Source organism: Brevibacterium sp. LS14 (assembly GCF_012027885.1).
GTDB lineage: Bacteria > Actinomycetota > Actinomycetes > Actinomycetales > Brevibacteriaceae > Brevibacterium > Brevibacterium casei.
The window spans coordinates 35,304-52,857 of the sequence record NZ_SJXG01000033.1 but is presented as its reverse complement, the minus strand read 5'-3'; the positions used below and the strand labels follow the sequence as shown (position 1 = coordinate 52,857).

The following is a 17,554-nucleotide window of genomic DNA, read 5'->3' as shown; positions in this document are numbered from 1 at the left end:
TGTCCTGCGCCTTAAATTCGGTCTGTAAGTTGTAGGATTGGAGTATGGCGCGAACTGGACGACCCAAGGCCGAACTGATCCTGACGGATGAGGAGCGGGAGCAGCTTGAGCGCTGGACTCGGCGTCGTAAGTCGTCTCAGGCGCTCGCGTTGCGCTCGCGGATCGTGTTGGCGTGTGGGGATGGCATGTCGAACAAGGACGTGGCCGCGTTGGTGGGTTGCTCGGATCCCACGGTGACGAAGTGGCGCTCTCGGTTCGTGGAGGCCCGTCTGGACGGTCTCGTTGATGATCCTCGCCCGGGGCGCCCGGCGACGATCACTGCGGAGCAGGTCGAGGATGTCGTGGTCGCGACGCTGGAGTCGACGCCCGCGAACGCGACGCATTGGTCGCGGGCGAAGATGGCCGAGCGCACCGGACTGTCGAAGTCCACGATCGGACGGGTATGGAAGGCGTTCGGTTTGAGACCTCACCAGGCGGACGGATTCAAGCTCTCTAACGACCCGCTGTTCGTGGAGAAGGTCTACGACATCGTCGGCCTCTACCTCGACCCGCCCGAATCCGCCGTCGTTCTTTCGGTGGATGAAAAATCTCAAGTGCAGGCGCTGTCGCGGTCACAGCCCGCGTTCCCGATGATGCCGGGCATGCCCGAAAAGCGCACGCACGACTACTTCCGACACGGCACGACGAGCCTGTTCGCGGCGATGAATGTCGCTGACGGCACGGTGATCGCGTCCACCCATCGCCGACACCGTGCGGTGGAGTTCAAGAAGTTTCTGCAGAAAATCGATCAGAACGTGCCCGAGCATCTGGATGTGCATGTTGTCTGCGACAACTACGGCACACACAAGCACCCGGCCGTGACAGCGTGGGTCGAAAAGCACCCCCGGTTCCACATGCACTTCACGCCGACGTACTCATCGTGGATCAATCAAGTCGAGCGGCTCTTCGCCGAAGTCACCCGCGAACTCCTCCAACGCTCAGATCACCGCAGCGTGCAAGCACTGGAGAAAGACCTCCGCGGCTGGATCAAAGCATGGAACGAGAACCCGAAACCCTTCATCTGGACCAAGACCGCCGACGAGATTCTCACCTCCATCGGACGACTTCTACAACGAATCAACGGCGCGGGACACTAGCGACTGAGTGGAATCGCTACGGCAGATCGTACATCCACATGGTTCCACATGGTATGAGCAACTGAAGACAGAATCACACGCACTGGCGCACGGGCGATTTTCAGCCGAACGATGTCGCTGGCGGAGGGAGAAAATGCTTGTCGTCTGCCGACTACTTGACCGGTTTAGTCAACCGAGGGATCGACTCTGTGGGCGCCCGCCGACGAGAATGAGCCGTGGATGTCGGAACTTTTGGGGTGTGATTGGGCCTTGGTTCCACGTGAAACGGAAGCCTCGTCCCTCCATACCCATCTCCGCCTCATAAGTGGCTGCGTCCGCCATGAGCTGACCGGCGGAAACGGTGTTCGTGTGGTGGTAAAACGGAAGGTTTGGGTGGTGGCGGCATAGGAATCTGAGTAGGCGTATCGGCGCGGCCCGTGAAGCGGGTCTATGCAAGGGAAGTCATCGTCGGCATAATGGACGACCGCCGGTTGTTTGCCGTCGGGTATCACGCACAGCGCCTATGACCCGGGGCAATTATGACATGGGGCCGATTCTGCGCTCTGCTTGACCGATATCTGATCGGAGACGGTCGATGACCTCGAGGGCCGGGCCCAGCACCAGTACTCGGCCAACGGGGCGAATCAGAATCGGGATCTTGTCGATTCGTGGATCACACGAACGGGAAGCGAATGGATGAACGCCGAACCGATCAGCGATCCTCAGCCGTAGGCCTTGATCTCGGCGAGGCTGAGGGTACCGGTCTCGGGATCCGAGTCCTCTCTGACGTAGAGACGCTGCAGCGCTGCAGCGATGCCATCCGCGATGGCGTCGCGGACCGCAGGGTCTTCGAGGTTGCGTCGATCGCCTTCGTTCGTGAGGTACCCGGTGACCACGTGGACCTTGGGTGTGCGGAGGCGCTTGAGTGACGACCACGTGCGAGCGTGGGATCGGCAGTCCTGCATTCCCGTACGCGCGGTGATCTCACTCTGGATGAGGCCCGCGAGACGGGCCCCTACCGGTGAGTTGATGTCCGGATGTTCCTCGTGCCCGAAATAGAACGTCGCGAGACCGTTCGCGCCGGGCGACCGACTGACGTCGGCGGTGACGGTGACGACGGCCGATGCGCCCAGCTGATCGGCCGCATTGATCTCGGCAGCATCGCCGTCGAGGAGGACGGCACCAGCGCCGACGGCCTCCAGGCGCCCTGCCAAGCGACGTGCTACATCTGTAGTGACTTCCCTCTCGAGCCTGCTCTGCTCCTCGTTCATCGGCAGGGTGACGAAGTCCGCGATCGTCGTCGCCGCTTCGATGACGAAAGTGCGTCCGGCGAGCGATGTTCCCGACGCCGCGACTCGAGCGTGCTCCTCGAGGGCGAAGAGGTTGCCCGTGCTCTGCTTGCGATCGACCGCAGAGAGTCCACGCAGCGTCTGCGGTCCTGCGACGCCGTCGACCTTGGTTCCGAGACCACGTTGCAGCTCCTTGACCGCCGCTTCGGTGGTGGCACCGTATTCGGCGTCGATTCGGCCGGCGTAGAACCCCAATCCCGACAAGGTGCGCTGCAACGAGAGCACATCATCCCCTGTGAGGACCTTGACGGGGTCAAAGCGGAGCACACGGTCCCCGAGCTGGTACCGGGCCCGTTCGAGCTCTGCGAACGTCTCAGTGCCGAGCACACCGTCGCAGAGGATTCCCCTGGTCTGCTGGAACTGCCGGACGGCGAGCTCGAAGGGACGATCGAAGTCCTGGGTGTGGGCATCGCCGACAGTGAGACCGAGACGCGCCATCTGCGATTTGATCGCAGGGAGGACCTCTGAGGTGTCCCCGTTCCTGAACTGGGGGCGTCCGTGGTGATTCAATGTCGTGCCAATCTGCTTCTCTGGGGTGTGTTTCCGAGGGGAATACGCCGAAGGCGCCTGTTGATATTACAACAGGCGCCTTGGAACTTGATCAGATGAACTCTGCGAGCTCTTCCTCCAGCGCCGGCTTGGGACGGGCACCGATGATCGTTTTGGCGACCTCGCCGTCCTTGAAGACGTAGAGTGCCGGGATCGAGGTGATCCCGTACTTGCTCGCGGTCTCGAGGTTGTCGTCGGTGTTGACCTTGACGACGGTGAGCTTGTCGGAGTTCTCGTCGGCGATCTGGTCGACGATGGGGCTGACCATGCGGCACGGGCCGCACCACGGGGCCCAGAAGTCGACGAGGACGGGCTTATCGGACTTGAGGACGGTCTCATCGAACGTGGCATCAGTGACTTCGGTCGTCATGAGCTCCCTTTCTGCTGGCGGTGGTCTGTCTCTACCGAGAACAGCGTGTGCGGGGGTTTCATTCCCCCAGGGCGCAGGCAGACTCCGGAGCCTGGTGCACCCGCCTCCGTCAGGCGTTCATGACCTCGACGGAGGCTTCGTGGTCGCCGTCGGCTTCGAGCTGCTCTGAGGCCTCGAGATCGGCGAGGTAGTTCTCCGCGTCGAGGGCGGCCGCACAGCCGGACCCGGCTGCGGTGATCGCCTGACGGTACACGGAGTCGATGACGTCGCCGGCGGCGAAGACGCCTTCGACGGCGGTCTTCGACGAGCGGCCTTCCACCTCGAGGTAGCCGTCGGCGCGCAGGGGCAGCTGCTCGGCGAAGAGGCTCGTGCGCGGGTCGGACCCGATCGCGACGAACAGACCGGTGACCGGAAGTTCGGAGGTCTCTCCCGTGACGGTGTTGCGGACCGTCAGCCCGGTGAGAGCCTCGTCTCCATGGATCTCCGCCACCTCGGTGTCGAGGAGGAACTCGAGCTTCTCATCGGCGCGCGCACGATCCTGCATGGCCTGGGAGGCACGGAGCTCCTGCCTGCGATGGATGAGCGTGACCTTCGACGCGAAGCGAGTGAGGAACGTCGCCTCCTCGAGGGCGGAGTCGCCGCCCCCGACGACGGCGATGTGCTGGTCGCGGAAGAAGAAGCCGTCGCAGGTCGCGCACCAGCTCACCCCGTGGCCGGAGAGCTTCTTCTCGTTCGGCAGTCCGAGCTCGCGGTAGGCGGAGCCGGTGGCGAGGATGACGGCCTTGGCGGTGTAGCGCGCGCCGAGGGCGGTTTCGATCTGATGGGCTCCGGGGTTGAGCTTGAGCGTCTCGACGTCGTCGTAGACGACCTCGGCTCCGAAGCGTTCGGCCTGCTCGCGCATGGCCTCCATGAGCTCGGGACCTTGGATCCCCGCGGGGAACCCGGGGTAGTTCTCGACGTCGGTGGTGTTCATGAGCTCACCGCCGGCGGTCACGGATCCCGCGATGACCACAGGTGACAGGTTGGCTCGGGCGGCGTAGACGGCGGCCGTGTATCCGGCCGGACCGGACCCGATGATCACCAGTTGTGTGTCAGTCATGTTGTGCGTTCCCTGTCGTAGTCTCGTGCGCCGTGCTGACGCTGGATTCCTAGCCTAGTGGTAACGGCAGCCCGACGGCGACTATTCCGCAGGCAGCGGTCGCCTGCGGCCGTCGTCCGGGCACCCCCGCCGAGGTGGTCCACCGGCTGACGTGGCCGACCGCGACCGCTCAGGCGAGGTCGACGGTGCTGATGGTGGCTCGGTACCCGCCGTCATCCTTGGGCAGCTGGGTGATCCACAGGATGAGAGAATCGGTCTCCACGCCCTCATCGAGCTTGACGGTCACCCCGTCGTCGCCCTTTTCGAACTCGCCCTCGCCGACCTTCTTCGCCGAGGTGGGATCGGAGCCGTTGAGGATCTCGAACTTTCCCCCGGAAGTCGAGGACTTCACGGTGACCTCATTGACGGTCGCCGACTTCTCGAGCTCGAAGAGCAGGCCGACCCCGGACTTGAGGTTGCCGAACTTCGCCGAGTTGTAGCGATCCGTCCGCCACGACCCCTTCTCGCCGGAGACGACGTCGCCGGCGCGGTCGTCGTTCTCCTTGTCGTCGCCCTCGGGATCGAGTGCGGAGACCTCGGCGATCTTCGGGGGCTCGGCCTTCGGTTCCTCCTCGGCCGGACTGTCTTCCGCGGGTTCGCTCGGAGCCGCAGTCTCGGGTGTCGCCGTCGGCTCGTCCTGTCCCGAATTGAGATTGACGACGATGATGCCGATGATCACTGCGGCGACGACGAGGAGACCGAGGACGAGGAGGGCGAAGGGCTTCCGCGTTCGGGCTCGGGTCTCCCGCGGGTCCTCCCCGGGGGCGGACGCCAGGCTGCTCGCCGAGGCGGCCCCACCGTTCCCGTGCCCGGACCCTCCGGTGGGTGCTGAGCTCGTCGGTGCGGTGTTCCCGGGTCCACCGGCTCCCGCCGCTGCCGCGCCCACGCCGGCCGCCGCGGTCCCGGCGGCCGCGGTCCCGCTTTCGCCCTGGTCGACGGTCTCCGGGGAGAGCCTGCGCACCTGCTTCGGCGGGGCCGCTGCTTCGGCTTCCTCGCGCCGCGCGGCAGCCGAGGCATCGAGGGCGGCGAGGCGGCGCCTGGCCTCCTCCTCCTTCGCGCGGGCGATGCGGCGCTCGCGTTCGTATTCGCGCAGCTGGTGCTCGCGCTGCTGCTCCGAGGTCTCGAACATCCCGCCGAGGAACCACGAACCGTCGTCTTCGTCGTCGATGATCACGCGGGTGTCGTTGTCGTCGTCCTCCTCGTCGACGGCGACGATGTCCATCGCCTGCGTGTCAGGGTCGGGTTCATCGCGGTTGAGGATCGGGGTCGTGAGATTCTCGTCGTACTCATGCGCGGAGTAGCCGGAGTACTCCGAGTACGTCTGCTCGGGGGACCACTCGTCCCAGTCCTTCGCGGCGTTGTCGATCTGCTCCGCGCCGATCGGGAAGCTCGAGGCCTGTCGCATCTGCATGCGCTCCGCGTAGCGACCGGTCGTGCGTCCGACGACACCGGCAGCCAGGCCACGGGTCCCAGGACGGGTGATGCCGATGCGCACCAGAGCCGCCTTGACCTGGTCGTCGCTGGCCTGCGATGTCGACCCGCCGAGCGGCGCCGGACCCGGACTCGGCAGCTTCGTCGCCTCGTCGAAGCTCGACGGGGACTCGTCGAAGAGCTTGTCGTTCTCGGCTGCGGGCGTGCGGTTGACGTAGCGCAGCAGCTCGGCGTCCCATTCGTCGAGGAATCCGAGCACCTCGGCGACGGACCCGGGACCGGGATCGGCGCCTGTGAGCACACCGCTGACGAAGTCGTCGAGTTCGGCGGGGATCTCCGGGTTGAGTGACTTCGCCCGCGCGATCCGCGAGTTCTCGCGGGGCGCTGCGGGGATGCCGTCCTTGCCCTCTTCGCCCGGCCAGTATCCGGTGACCGCTGCGTAGAAGAGGCGGACGAGGTCGAGGGCGTCCTGCCGGGAGGCTGCCGTGGGCGTGTAGTCGTCGGGGTCGATGACGCCGTTGCCGAGCGCGAGCGCGGCATCGATGCCGATTCCCGAGAGAAGGATCCCGCCGTTCGCGTTGATGCCGACGACGCTCGGGCGGAGGAACATGTGGAAGAGACCTCGCCTCGCCGAGGTGACGAGGACCGTGCCGACCTCCCCGATGAGCGCGCGGGCGGCGTCGATGGGAAGCGGCGTCTTCGGGAGGATGGAGCCGAGCGGGGTGACGGCGATGCGCGTCGAGACGACGTAGTCGAGCCCGTTCGAGTTCCCGACGTCGAGCGTCGGGGCGATCCGCGGGTCGCCGAGGATCGATACCCGGCGTGCGGCTTCGAGGACGTCGGAGCCGCCTGAGGCGTCGGCGACGTGGATGAGGACCGGTTCGTCGAGGATCGCGTCGAGGGCGGTGCACACCGCACCGACCTCGGGCCTGTCCTCCAACCACGGGCGGTCAACCGTTGATACGACATAGCGACCGGCAACGACCATGCCGGGTTCGATATCGATCAGGGGGATCACCTCCGGGGCGGCGGGACGGACGAGGACTGACTATCTCCTAAGTTTTCCAGCTGCGAGGCCAATAATCGAATGCAACTCTCGGACTCGGAGCAGAAAGCAGGCTCCGACGTAGACGATGAGCATGACCGTGCCGACTCCCGCGGTGGCGACGAAGGCCTGCCATCGCCCGGAGAGTGCGAAGTCCGGGAAGAAGAGGAGGAGCCCGTAGCCGGCGAGTCCCGCAGCGAGCGCGGCGAGGAGGAACTTCACATGCGCCTTCGCAATCGTGCGGACGTCGATGTCGCCGAGGCGTTTGGAGAGGATTGCGAATGAGAGGATCATCGCGAAGAGGTAGCCGAGGCTCATGACGAGGCCGATGATCGCCACCGTCACGGACTTCGGGAAGATCGACGCCGAGAGGACGGCGAGGGACTGGAAGACGATCTGCGGCAGCTGGATGAAGAACGGCGTGCGCGCGTCCTCGTACGCGTAGAACACGCGCTGGGCGAGGTAGTTCGCGCTGAACGGGATGAGCCCGAAGACCATCGTGATGATGACGAGCCCGACGGCCATCGCCTGTTCCCGCCCGGCCCCGGCGATGATCATCGCCACCGGAGAGGCGAGGACGACGAGGGCGGCCACGGCGAAGGAGTTGACGAGCCCGACCATGCGCACGCCCATCGAGAAGTCGGACTTCACCGCCTCGGTGTCGTGCTCGGCGGCGTTCCTGCTCAGTGAGGTGAAGAGGGCGGTGGCGAGCGAGACCGCGATGAGGGAGTGCGGCAGCATGAAGACGAGGTAGGCGTTCGTGTACGCCGCGTTCGAGGCGTTCCCCTCGCCGGGCACCGAGGCGCCGGCGGCGACGCGGGAGATGATGAGGAAGCCGAGCTGGCCGATGAGCATCGCCGCGAACGTCCAGAAGGCGACCTTGCCGGCCGTGCCGAGGCCGACGCCGCGGAAGCCGAAGGTCGGCCGGTACCTGAAGCCGATCCGCTTGAGCGGCCAGATGAGGATGAGCGCCTGGGCTGCGACGCCGAGGGTGGCCGACCCGCCCATGAGCGCGATCTTCTCGGGCGTCCACGTGTCGAGCGTGTGCGGTGAGGCGGTGTTCGTGCCGAAGACGACGATGAAGACGAGGAGTCCGGCGATCGCGACGATGTTGTTGAGCACCGGCGCCCACATGTAGGGACCGAACGACGACTTCGCGTTGAGGACCTGGCCGAGCAGCGTGTAGAGGCCGTAGAAGAAGAGCTGCGGCAGACACCAGTATGCGAACGCCGTGGCCAGCGCCATCTGCTCAGGACTCCACCCCGAGGAGTAGAGCCACACGAGGATCGGGGCGGCGAGCGTCGCGACGACGCTGACGATCGCGAGCAGGAGGAAGGAGAGCGTGAGGAGGCGGTTCGTGTAGTCGCGTCCGCCGTCCTCGCGCTTCGTCGCGCGCACGAGCTGGGGAACGAGCACGGCGTTGACGACGCCGCCGGCGAGCAGCATGTAGAGGGTGTTCGGGACCTTGTTCGCGACGTCGAAGGCGTCGGCCTGGACGGCGGTGATGCCGATCGCGGTGGCGAGCAGGGAGGCCTTGACGAGGCCGAGGATGCGCGAGGTCAGGGTGCCGGCGGTCATGATCGCCGAGGATCGCGCCAGGCTCGAGAAGTTCGCCACGTCCTACCTCTTCTCCGGTTCGTCGTTCTTCGCGCGGGCGACCGCCGCCGCCAGCTGCTGTTCGGGGATCTTCCGCCGTCCGCGGGACACGGACTTGACCAAGCCGATCACGAACACGGCCGCGAGCGCCAATCCGACGACCGCGGTGCCGATGTTCTCCCAGTCCGCGCGGACCCGCACGAGCAGTGAGGCGTCCCTGGGCAGGACGACGCCGTCGGCGGTGACCATCTCGATGGTCGTGGGCACGTCGGCGTTCGCGAGCCCCTCGACGGGGACGTCGACGCGCATCGTCTCTGCGGGTGGGACGGCGACGGTCTCCGTGGTCTGGGCCCGCAGCTGCGGGGTCTGCGGTTTCATCTGCAGCCTGAGCGTCGCCTCGGCGTTGGTGTCGTTGACGATCGTCACCGGGATCGTCGTCTTCTCCCCGGTGACGAGGAGCACCGAGGAGCCCTTCTCGAGGTAGAGGCCGTCCATCTGCGCCCGGCTCGTCTGCTGCGCCTTCGCCAGGCACGTCGACGAATCCCCGCCGAGGGTCCACGCGACCGAGGTGCACGCGAGCAGGGACCGGTCGAGGCGCGTGTTCGCGGCCTCAGGATCGGAGAACGCGCTGTTGAACTTCGACTCCGTGGTCCGGACCTCGGCGATCCCCTCGAGCGTGCTCGTGGCGATCCGCTCGGGATCCGTCGCCTTCTGGAGCAGGCCCCGCGGTTCGGGATCGCTCTCGAGCAGGGCATCGAGACCGGCCGCTTCGATCCAGGGGGTTCCGGTCACGGTCTTCACTGTCGACTCCCACCCCGCCGAGGCGGTCGTGCGCGGCAGAGGCACGAGCAGGTGCCGTGACCGGTTGGGCGCCTCTGACTGGATCGCCGCGGTCGTGGCGACGAGTTCGCTCATCGCCGCCGGCGGTGCCTCGGCGTTGATGACGTCGGCGCTCAGCCGGGTCAGGGCCGAGTCGGAGATGAGCGTCTCGACGGCCGACTGCCCGTCTGAGGTCGTCCGGGTCACCGAATGCGCGTCCTCGCGGATGCCTGAGGTGGGAGGCTGCTGGACGTCATCGAGGATGACCGTCGAATTCCCCGCCTTCTGCAGGGCGCGGAGGTCCGCACGGTCCGCGGTGCCGGCGATCGGCCACGCGATGTCCGTGCGGGCATTCGGAAGGACATCCTTGACGATGCTCTTCTCCTTCTCCGCGAAGGCACCGAGGTCGTCGAGCTCCTCGCCGGTGAGCGAGTTCTGATCGGGATCGCCGAAGGGCAGGGCGAGCACCGTGCGGGTCTCTGCGGTCGCGAGGAACTCGCGGTACCACGCGTCGAGGCGCTTGCGCTGCTCCTCCCGCTCGTCGGGGCCTTCGGCGGCTGCGGTCTCACCAGGGCTCGGCGGCGGGGAGGGCGCACCGGTCTCCTCTTCCTCGCCGTCCTCGGCGGGGGGTTCTGCCACGGCGGCCTCGAACGAGGCGACGACCCTGGGGTCGAGGGCGATGGCCACCTTGGGGTCCTCGAACGCCCGGGCGGCGTTCGTCAGCGCTCCGTCCTCGGCGATCGCGGCATCGAGCTCGTCGGGGCCGATGAGGCCGTCGGTGGTGTAGCCGGGCAGGGTGACCGGGGCGAGGAAGCTGATCGCTGTGCGATCGAACTTCGGGTTCGGATACCACGTCGTGAAGCCCACTCCGGTGGCCAGCGCCCCGGAGGCGTCGCGGATCTGCACGCTCAGTCCACGGGACCCCCACGAGGAGTTCGGGGAGGACGCGCGCAGACCGAGCTGGTCGGCGGGCACCGTGATCGTGAACTCGCCCGTGGACCCCGGGGCGAGTTCCTTGGCGAAGGTCGCATCCACCGAGGTGACCGGATCGGCATCGTCACCGCCCTGCTTCTCGGCCTGCTTCCTCGCCTCCGGCCCGTCGCTGTTGAGATCGGCGACGACCCGGTGCCGGGACTGATCGGTCTTCCACGCTTCGATGCGGTATTCGGAGTCGAGGGTGCGCAGCGACATGCCGAGGCGCAGCTGCGGATCGACGATCGCCGTGTCCGTCGAGTTCGTCACCGTTCCGCGCACGGTCAGGGTGCCCTTGTCGTCGAGCCACGGAGTGATCTCATCGAGTCGCATCGACACGCCGGTGCCGGATCTCCCGCCGTCGGCGTCGCCGCCGTCGGCCGCGCCGCTCGCATTCTCGCCGCTCTGGCCGCCGGAAGCCGCCGCGGCCAGGGGGAGGGCGAAGACCGACCCTGCCAGCAGCAGGGTCGCAGTCAGCAGCGCGAAGAGGACGCGCGCGGGGGTGAAGCTGTTCACTGTTCCATTTCGTTCGTCATGCGGCACACAGGCACACCGCCCTCACATCTCCCACTCACGGACCATGGGACGGGCAGCGGCGACGATACGGCGTTCGTTGGCGAACGACAATCGCGTCCGCAGCTCGTCGAAGGGCACCCAGGCGGCGTCGACGGCCTCCTGGTCGGGATCGTTGTCGACCGTGAGCGTGCCGGACCTCGCGCGGAGCAGGAAGTGGTGGACGAGTTTGTGGATGCGGATCCCGGTCACCGTGAACCAGTAGTCGACGGTACCGAGCGGGCAGATGACCTGGCCGAGGATCCCGGTCTCCTCCTCGACCTCACGGCGGGCCGCCTCGGCGGCGGTCTCCTCCCCTTCGAGATGCCCTTTGGGCAGGCACCACTCGAGACGCCCTGCGCGGTTGAGTCGGGCGATGACGGCCACACTGAGATCCTGACTGGAGAAGTCGACGACGATGCCCCCGGCGGATGTCTCCTCGACCGTGGTGCGTCGGGATGCCCGCGGTCCCGGTTTGGGCATCGGTGTGGTCATTCTCCTACCTTAATGGGCGATTCTTGGAAGTCCCGCTTGACGCGCTCCCGGTAGGCTGGAGGTTGCTCGATCGCCGTGCCCGCAGGCCGGCTTACCCCAAGAGTCAGGAGTTCGGTGGACCCGCAGAGCGCGCATGTGCGGCTGTACGACAAGCTCGATGAGCTCGACGACATCCTCGGTCCGCTCGGCAGTCGATTCGCCGAGGCGGGATTCGAGCTCGCCCTCGTCGGCGGCTCGGTGCGCGACGCGCTCATGGGACGGCCGATGCCCGACCTCGACTTCACCACCGACGCCCGCCCCGACGACATCCTCGCCCTCATCGTCGACTGGGCCGATGCCCATTGGGACATCGGCCGGGAGTTCGGCACGATCGGAGCGATGAAGTCCGGGGTGCAGATCGAGATCACGACCTACCGCGCCGAGGCGTACGAGCCCGATTCGCGCAAGCCCGTCGTCCGCTTCGGCACCGACCTCGACGCCGACCTCGTCCGCCGCGACTTCACGATCGGGGCGATGGCCGTGCGCCTGCCCCAGAAGACCTTCGTCGACCCCTACCAGGGCTTCGACGACCTCATGGCCGGCCGGATCCGGACACCCGGAACCCCGGCGGACTCGTTCTCCGACGATCCGCTGCGGATGATGCGCGCCGCGCGCTTCACCTCACAGCTCGGACTCGACGTCGATCCCGGTGTCGAGGCGGCGATGACGGAGATGGCCGACCGGATCGCCATCGTCTCCGCCGAACGCATCCAGGTCGAACTCGTCAAGCTCATCACCGGCGTCGATCCCGCCGCCGGGATCGACCTGCTCGTGCGCACCGGGATCGCCGACCATGTCCTGCCCGAGGTGGCGGGGCTGCGGCTCGAGACCGACGAGCACCACCGGCACAAGGACGTCTACCAGCACAGTCTCACCGTGCTCCGGCAGGCCGTCGACCTTGAGGCCGCCTATGCCGCGAGGCAGCGGGAGGCCGGAGTCGAGGCCGCCGACCCACAGCACCTGCCCGAACCCGACTTCGTCGTCCGCTTCGCCGCCCTCATGCACGATGTGGGGAAGCCCGCGACGAGGAACTTCCTCCCTGGCGGTGCCGTGACCTTCTACCACCACGATGTCGTCGGCGCGAAGCTCACGGCGAAGCGGATGAAGGCCCTGCGTTTCGACAAGGACACGACGAAAGCCGTCTGCCGCCTCGTCGAACTCCATCTGCGCTTCTACGGCTACGGGGATGCGGGGTGGACGGACGCTGCCGTGCGCCGCTACGTCACCGATGCCGGAGCTCTGCTCACCCGCCTCCACATCCTCACCCGTGCCGATGTCACGACGCGGAACCGGAAGAAGGCCGACCGGCTCGCGTTCGCCTACGACGATCTCGAGTCGAGGATCACCGCGCTCGCCGAGCAGGAGGAGCTCGCGGCGATCCGGCCCGACCTCGACGGTCGGCGGATCATGGAGATCCTCGGCATCGAACCCTCTCCGCTCGTCGGGCGGGCCTACAAGCACCTCCTCGAGATGCGCCTCGAGCACGGACCGCTCGGCGAGGAGCGGGCCGAGGAGATGCTGCGGGCCTGGTGGGCGGAGAACGCCCCGAAGGAGTGACACCGCCCCCCGCCTCTACGGGGGCGGCCGCCGCCTGGTAACTTCGGAGTCGTGAGAATGTGTGCGCCGTCACAGGCGACGCGCGAGCAGCGACCACGAGGAGACCGCAATGACTGTGACTGACGAGTTCCGGGCGGCCAGGGACCGGCTCATCGAGCTCCGCAGCGACTACGACGCTGCCCGTGAGAACTTCGAGTGGCCGCGCTTCTCGCACTTCAACTTCGGCATCGACTGGTTCGACCGGATCGCCGAGGACAACGACGATCCTGCGCTGTGGATCGTCGAACAGGACGGGTCGGAGGGCAAGTGGAGCTTCGCCGAGCTCGCCGCACGTTCGAACCAGGTCGCGAACTTCCTCCGCCGCTCCGGCGTCCAGCGCGGCGACCACGTCATGGTCATGCTCGGCAATCAGGTCGAGCTGTGGGAGACGATGCTCGCGGGCATCAAGCTCGGCGCCGTGCTCCTGCCGACGACGACGCAGCTCGGCCCCATCGATCTGAGCGACCGCGTGGAGAGGGGCCGGGCCCAGTTCGTCGTCGCCGGTCCTGAGGACGCTGCGAAGTTCGACGACGTCGACGCCGAGGTCGTCCGCATCGTCGTCGGCGGAGAGCCGACCCGCCAGCAGGACTATGCCTACGCCGAGGCCGAGGAGGAGCGCACCGAGTTCGAACCGCAGGGCCGTTCCCGCGCCGACGACCTGCTCCTGCTCTACTTCACCTCGGGCACGACGTCGAAGGCGAAGATGGTCGCCCACACCCATGTCTCCTACCCCGTCGGACATCTCTCGACGATGTACTGGATGGGGCTGACCCCCGGCGACGTCCACCTCAACGTCGCCTCGCCCGGATGGGCGAAGCACGCCTGGTCGAACATCTTCACCCCGTGGATCGCCGAATCGTGCGTGTTCCTCTTTAACTACTCGAAGTTCGACGCCGGCGCGCTCATGGAGACGATGGATCGGGCCGGGGTGACGAGCTTCTGCGCGCCTCCCACGGTCTGGCGGATGCTCATCCAGGCCGACCTCGGCCAGCTGCAGACCCCGCCGACGAAGGCCCTCGGGGCGGGTGAGCCGCTCAACCCCGAGGTCATCGACCGGGTCAAGAGCGAATGGGGTGTGCTCATCCGCGACGGATACGGACAGACGGAGACGACCCTGCAGATCGGCAACTCCCCGGACCAGCCGCTCAAGTACGGGTCGATGGGCAAGGTGCTCCCCGGCTACGAGGTCGTCCTCATCGACCCGGCCACCGGGGAAGAGGGTGACGAGGGCGAGATCTGCCTCCGCCTCGACCCGACTCCGCTCGGCCTGACCACCGGGTACTGGAACAACCCCGAGAAGACCTCTGAGGCCTTCGAGGGCGGCGTCTACCACACCGGCGACGTTGCGCAGCGTGATGAGGAGGGCTACATCACCTACGTCGGGCGGGCCGACGACGTGTTCAAGGCCAGCGACTACCGGCTCTCCCCGTTCGAACTCGAGAGCGTGCTCATCGAGCACGAGGCCGTCGCCGAGGCGGCCGTGGTCCCCTCCCCGGATCCGGTCCGTCTCGCCGTCCCCAAGGCCTATGTCGTCGTCGGCAGCGGGTTCGAGCCCGATGCCGAGACCGCGCGCTCGATCCTCGCGTACTGCCGGGAGAACCTCGCCCCCTACAAGCGGATCCGCCGACTCGAGTTCGCCGAGCTGCCGAAGACGATCTCGGGCAAGATCCGTCGCGTCGAACTCCGCGCGAGAGAGGATCAGCTCCACCCCTTCAGCGGCGAACCCGCTGTCGAGGGGACCGAGTACGCGGACACCGACTTCGACCTCAAGGGCTGAGTCGGGCGGCTGCACGACAGGGGATGCGGACGGGAGGTCGGCCTCGCGGCCGAGGCGATTTCAGTGCCTGTGACAAGGGAGAATGTGAGCAAACACGCACTCTGAGTGTTTGCTTTACGTGAAGAGATGTAAAATTGCTGGTGAACGGGTTGCCGTAGGCGCGCCGTTCTCACAGCGGGTGATGCTCAGCAGCCACATGGCGCGGCGGAACCGCATTTTTCACGGTGTTCCAATGAACGCGTGCGACACTGAAATCCATTTGTGACCTTTTCGAACCTCGTCGCCATCGCAGTGCGGGACGTGGAGAAGACCTGGAGGACCTTGGGTGGCTAAGGCAGAGAAAGCAGCCGGAACCAGAGGCAGGAAGACGAAGAATCTGCTCAACTATCCGCGTGCCGGAGTGAGCGGGTGGACGCGCTTCCTGCCCAGTCTGCGCATCCTCGTCGTCGGCGGACTCAGTGCGATCATCCTCGCGTGCATCGCGTTCGCAATCGGCTACGCGACGACCGAGGTCCCCGAACCCAACCTCGAGGCGACCGGGCAGACGTCGACGATCTACTACAACGACGGCAAGACCCCGATCGGCCACTACAAGATCGAGGACCGGAGGTCTGTCGACATCGGTGAGATCTCCGAGCCGATGCAGAAGGCCGCGATCGCTGCCGAGGACACGTCGTTCTACGAGAACCGCGGCATCTCGATCAAGGGCCTCTCCCGCGCTGTGGTCGGCGTCGTGACCAACCAGTACGCCGGCGGCGGGTCGACGATCACCCAGCAGTACGTGAAGAACTTCTACCTGACGAACGAGCATTCGCTCGACCGCAAGGTCAAGGAGATGTTCATCGCGCTCAAGATCGACCAGCAGCAGAGCAAGGACGAGATCCTCGCGAACTACCTCAACACGATCTACCTCGGACGCCGCTCCTACGGTGTCGAGGTCGCAGCGCAGAACTACTTCGGCAAGTCCGCGAAGGACCTCGATCTCGCCGAATCGGCGCTCCTCGCCGCGATGATCCAGCGCCCCGGTGCCGCCGATCCGGCGGAGAACCCGGAGATGTACCAGGATCGCTTCGACTACGTCATCAAGTCGATGGTCGACGAGGGCTTCATCACCCAGGAGCAGGCCGACCAGGTCGAGATGCCCGAGGTCAAGGCGCAGAGCAAGGAGGACTCGCTCAGCGGTCAGAAGGGCTACATGTGGGAGTACGTCCGCAAGGAGGCCATGGCGAAGCTCGGGATCGACGAGTCGCAGCTCGACCGCGGCGGCTACAACATCGTCACGACCTTCGACGCGAAGCGGATGAAGGAAGCCGAGCAGGCGATCAACGACCTGCCGAAGGACAAGCCGAAGGGCCTGCAGGCGGGCCTCGTCTCGATCGATCCGAAGACCGGCGGCATCGAAGCCTTCTACGGCGGCAAGAACTACCTCGATCAGGCGTTCAACGCCTCGACGCAGGGACACGCTCAGGCGGGTTCGACGTTCAAGCCCTTCGCCCTCGTCGCCGGCTTCGAGAACGGCGTGCGCCTGACCGATCGGTACCCGGGAAGCCCGACGACGCTCAACAATGACGGCACTCCGTGGCCGGTGAAGAACTTCGGCGGCTCGAGCTATGGACCGGTCACCCTGCTCAAGGCCACGCAGTCCTCGATCAACACGGCCTATGCAGCGCTCAACGTCCAGGTCGGTCCCGACAAGACCGTCGACGTCGCACAGCGGGCGGGCCTGAGCCCCAACTGCACGAAGGAGCAGATGGCCTCGGGCGACACCGGCAACTGCACGATCGACCTCACCCCGAACGCGGCCAACGTCCTCGGTACGCCGAGCGTCAAGGTCATCGACATGGCCACCGCTTACGCGACGTTCGCTTCGAACGGCGTGCGCCACGAGACCCACTCGATCGAGTCGGTCTCGAAGGACGGCGAAGAGGTCTACAAGGCCGACACCAAGGGTGAGCGGGTCTTCGACAAGGCCGTCGCCGCCGAGACCACCTACGCCCTGCGCCAGGTCGTCAACGGCGGGTCGGGCAGCTACGCCCAGAACCTCGGCCGCCCGGCGGCCGGCAAGACCGGTACCTCGACGTCGAACAAGTCGGCGTGGTTCTCCGGCTACACCCCGCAGCTGGCCACCTCGGTCGTCCTCTACCGCGAGGTCGACGGCAAGTCCGTGCCGATCGGCGCCTACGGCGGTCGCAGCGAGGTCACCGGTGGTTCGTTCCCGATCCAGGTGTGGACGGCGTACATGAAGGACGCCCTCGAGGGGACGAAGGTCGAACCCTTCCCCGAGCGCGGCAAGCTGCCAGAGGTGAAGAAGCCCGCCAATACGAACGCTCCTCCGGCGCCCAAGCGCGAGCCGCGCGAGGATGACGACGACGCGCGGAAGAAGGCTCCCGTCGACGAACCGACGAAGAAGCCCAAGGACGACGAGGAGAAGGACTCCGGCAAGGACAAGGACAAGGAGAAGGACGCCGACTCCACCGCCGATACCGACGGCAAGGACTCCGCCGACGGGTCGAATGAAGGGTCCAAGGACGGCAACGAAACCGGGTCGTCAGACGAAGGCGGGGACGGTGAGAATCCGACGAAGCCGCCTAAGAAACCGGACCCGACTAAGCCCCCGAAGAAGCCGGTTCCTATCGATCCGCCGACCGGAGCGCCCGGCGGGTGATCCCGCACGCCGGGGGCCGGTCGTCCTCCGATGACCGGTAACCTCT

Annotated in this window: 11 protein-coding genes; 4 read left to right on the top strand and 7 right to left on the bottom strand. The window is 66.5% G+C overall.

Translation table 11 applies throughout. From position 1 onward, the window contains the following. Nucleotides 1–44: 44 nt before the first annotated feature. The gene (locus EZE58_RS04620) at nucleotides 45–1,136 is read left to right on the top strand and encodes an IS630 family transposase (protein WP_009376884.1); all 1,092 of its coding nucleotides are present in this window, start codon (nucleotides 45–47) and stop codon (nucleotides 1,134–1,136) included. A 701-nt stretch (nucleotides 1,137–1,837) separates the two neighbouring features. Here EZE58_RS04620 and EZE58_RS04615 read toward each other — a convergent pair. The 7 genes from EZE58_RS04615 to EZE58_RS04585 all read right to left on the bottom strand — a co-directional run bounded on the left by EZE58_RS04615 (nucleotide 1,838) and on the right by EZE58_RS04585 (nucleotide 11,431). Further along, the gene (locus tag EZE58_RS04615) at nucleotides 1,838–2,974 is read right to left on the bottom strand and encodes a peptidoglycan-binding protein (RefSeq protein ID WP_009376882.1); all 1,137 of its coding nucleotides are present in this window, start codon (nucleotides 2,972–2,974) and stop codon (nucleotides 1,838–1,840) included. Nucleotides 2,975–3,065: 91 nt separating this feature from the next. Next, nucleotides 3,066–3,383, bottom strand: a complete 318-nt coding sequence (gene trxA, locus EZE58_RS04610; protein ID WP_009376880.1) for a thioredoxin — start codon at nucleotides 3,381–3,383, stop codon at nucleotides 3,066–3,068. Nucleotides 3,384–3,492: 109 nt separating this feature from the next. Further along, on the bottom strand, nucleotides 3,493–4,482 hold the full coding sequence (trxB, locus tag EZE58_RS04605) for a thioredoxin-disulfide reductase (protein WP_144587778.1): 990 nt from the start codon (nucleotides 4,480–4,482) through the stop codon (nucleotides 3,493–3,495). A 169-nt stretch (nucleotides 4,483–4,651) separates the two neighbouring features. Further along, nucleotides 4,652–6,865 (bottom strand): virulence factor MviN, encoded by a 2,214-nt coding sequence (locus EZE58_RS04600; RefSeq protein WP_144587822.1) that lies wholly within the window; start codon nucleotides 6,863–6,865, stop codon nucleotides 4,652–4,654. 135 nt (nucleotides 6,866–7,000) lie between these two features. Further along, the gene (murJ, locus tag EZE58_RS04595; protein WP_063250374.1) at nucleotides 7,001–8,614 is read right to left on the bottom strand and encodes a murein biosynthesis integral membrane protein MurJ; all 1,614 of its coding nucleotides are present in this window, start codon (nucleotides 8,612–8,614) and stop codon (nucleotides 7,001–7,003) included. Between the two features lie 3 nt (nucleotides 8,615–8,617). Next, nucleotides 8,618–10,900 carry a DUF6049 family protein gene (locus tag EZE58_RS04590; RefSeq protein WP_144587776.1) on the bottom strand — a complete coding sequence of 761 codons (2,283 nt, stop codon included), beginning with the start codon at nucleotides 10,898–10,900 and terminating at the stop codon, nucleotides 8,618–8,620. Nucleotides 10,901–10,942: 42 nt separating this feature from the next. Further along, a complete protein-coding gene (locus EZE58_RS04585; protein WP_040341368.1) occupies nucleotides 10,943–11,431 on the bottom strand; it encodes an NUDIX hydrolase in 489 nt (162 codons plus the stop codon). 114 nt (nucleotides 11,432–11,545) lie between these two features. Here EZE58_RS04585 and EZE58_RS04580 point away from each other — a divergent pair, with 114 nt between their 5' ends. The 3 genes from EZE58_RS04580 to EZE58_RS04570 all read left to right on the top strand — a co-directional run bounded on the left by EZE58_RS04580 (nucleotide 11,546) and on the right by EZE58_RS04570 (nucleotide 17,508). Then, nucleotides 11,546–13,027 carry a CCA tRNA nucleotidyltransferase gene (locus EZE58_RS04580; RefSeq protein WP_063250373.1) on the top strand — a complete coding sequence of 494 codons (1,482 nt, stop codon included), beginning with the start codon at nucleotides 11,546–11,548 and terminating at the stop codon, nucleotides 13,025–13,027. Nucleotides 13,028–13,136: 109 nt separating this feature from the next. Continuing rightward, entirely contained in the window at nucleotides 13,137–14,843 is a 1,707-nt protein-coding gene (locus EZE58_RS04575) for an AMP-binding protein (RefSeq protein ID WP_009376862.1), read from the top strand. Nucleotides 14,844–15,168: 325 nt separating this feature from the next. Beyond that, on the top strand, nucleotides 15,169–17,508 hold the full coding sequence (locus EZE58_RS04570; protein WP_009376861.1) for a transglycosylase domain-containing protein: 2,340 nt from the start codon (nucleotides 15,169–15,171) through the stop codon (nucleotides 17,506–17,508). Nucleotides 17,509–17,554 lie beyond the last annotated feature (46 nt).

Excerpts from the sequence above, each read along its gene's own strand:
- trxA (WP_009376880.1), bottom strand. The coding sequence starts at position 3,383 with ATGACGACCGAAGTCACTGATGCCACGTTCGATGAGACCGTCCTCAAG.
- EZE58_RS04585 (WP_040341368.1), bottom strand. The coding sequence starts at position 11,431 with ATGACCACACCGATGCCCAAACCGGGACCGCGGGCATCCCGACGCACC.
- EZE58_RS04575 (WP_009376862.1), top strand. The coding sequence starts at position 13,137 with ATGACTGTGACTGACGAGTTCCGGGCGGCCAGGGACCGGCTCATCGAG.
- EZE58_RS04620 (WP_009376884.1), top strand. The coding sequence starts at position 45 with ATGGCGCGAACTGGACGACCCAAGGCCGAACTGATCCTGACGGATGAG.
- trxB (WP_144587778.1), bottom strand. The coding sequence starts at position 4,482 with ATGACTGACACACAACTGGTGATCATCGGGTCCGGTCCGGCCGGATAC.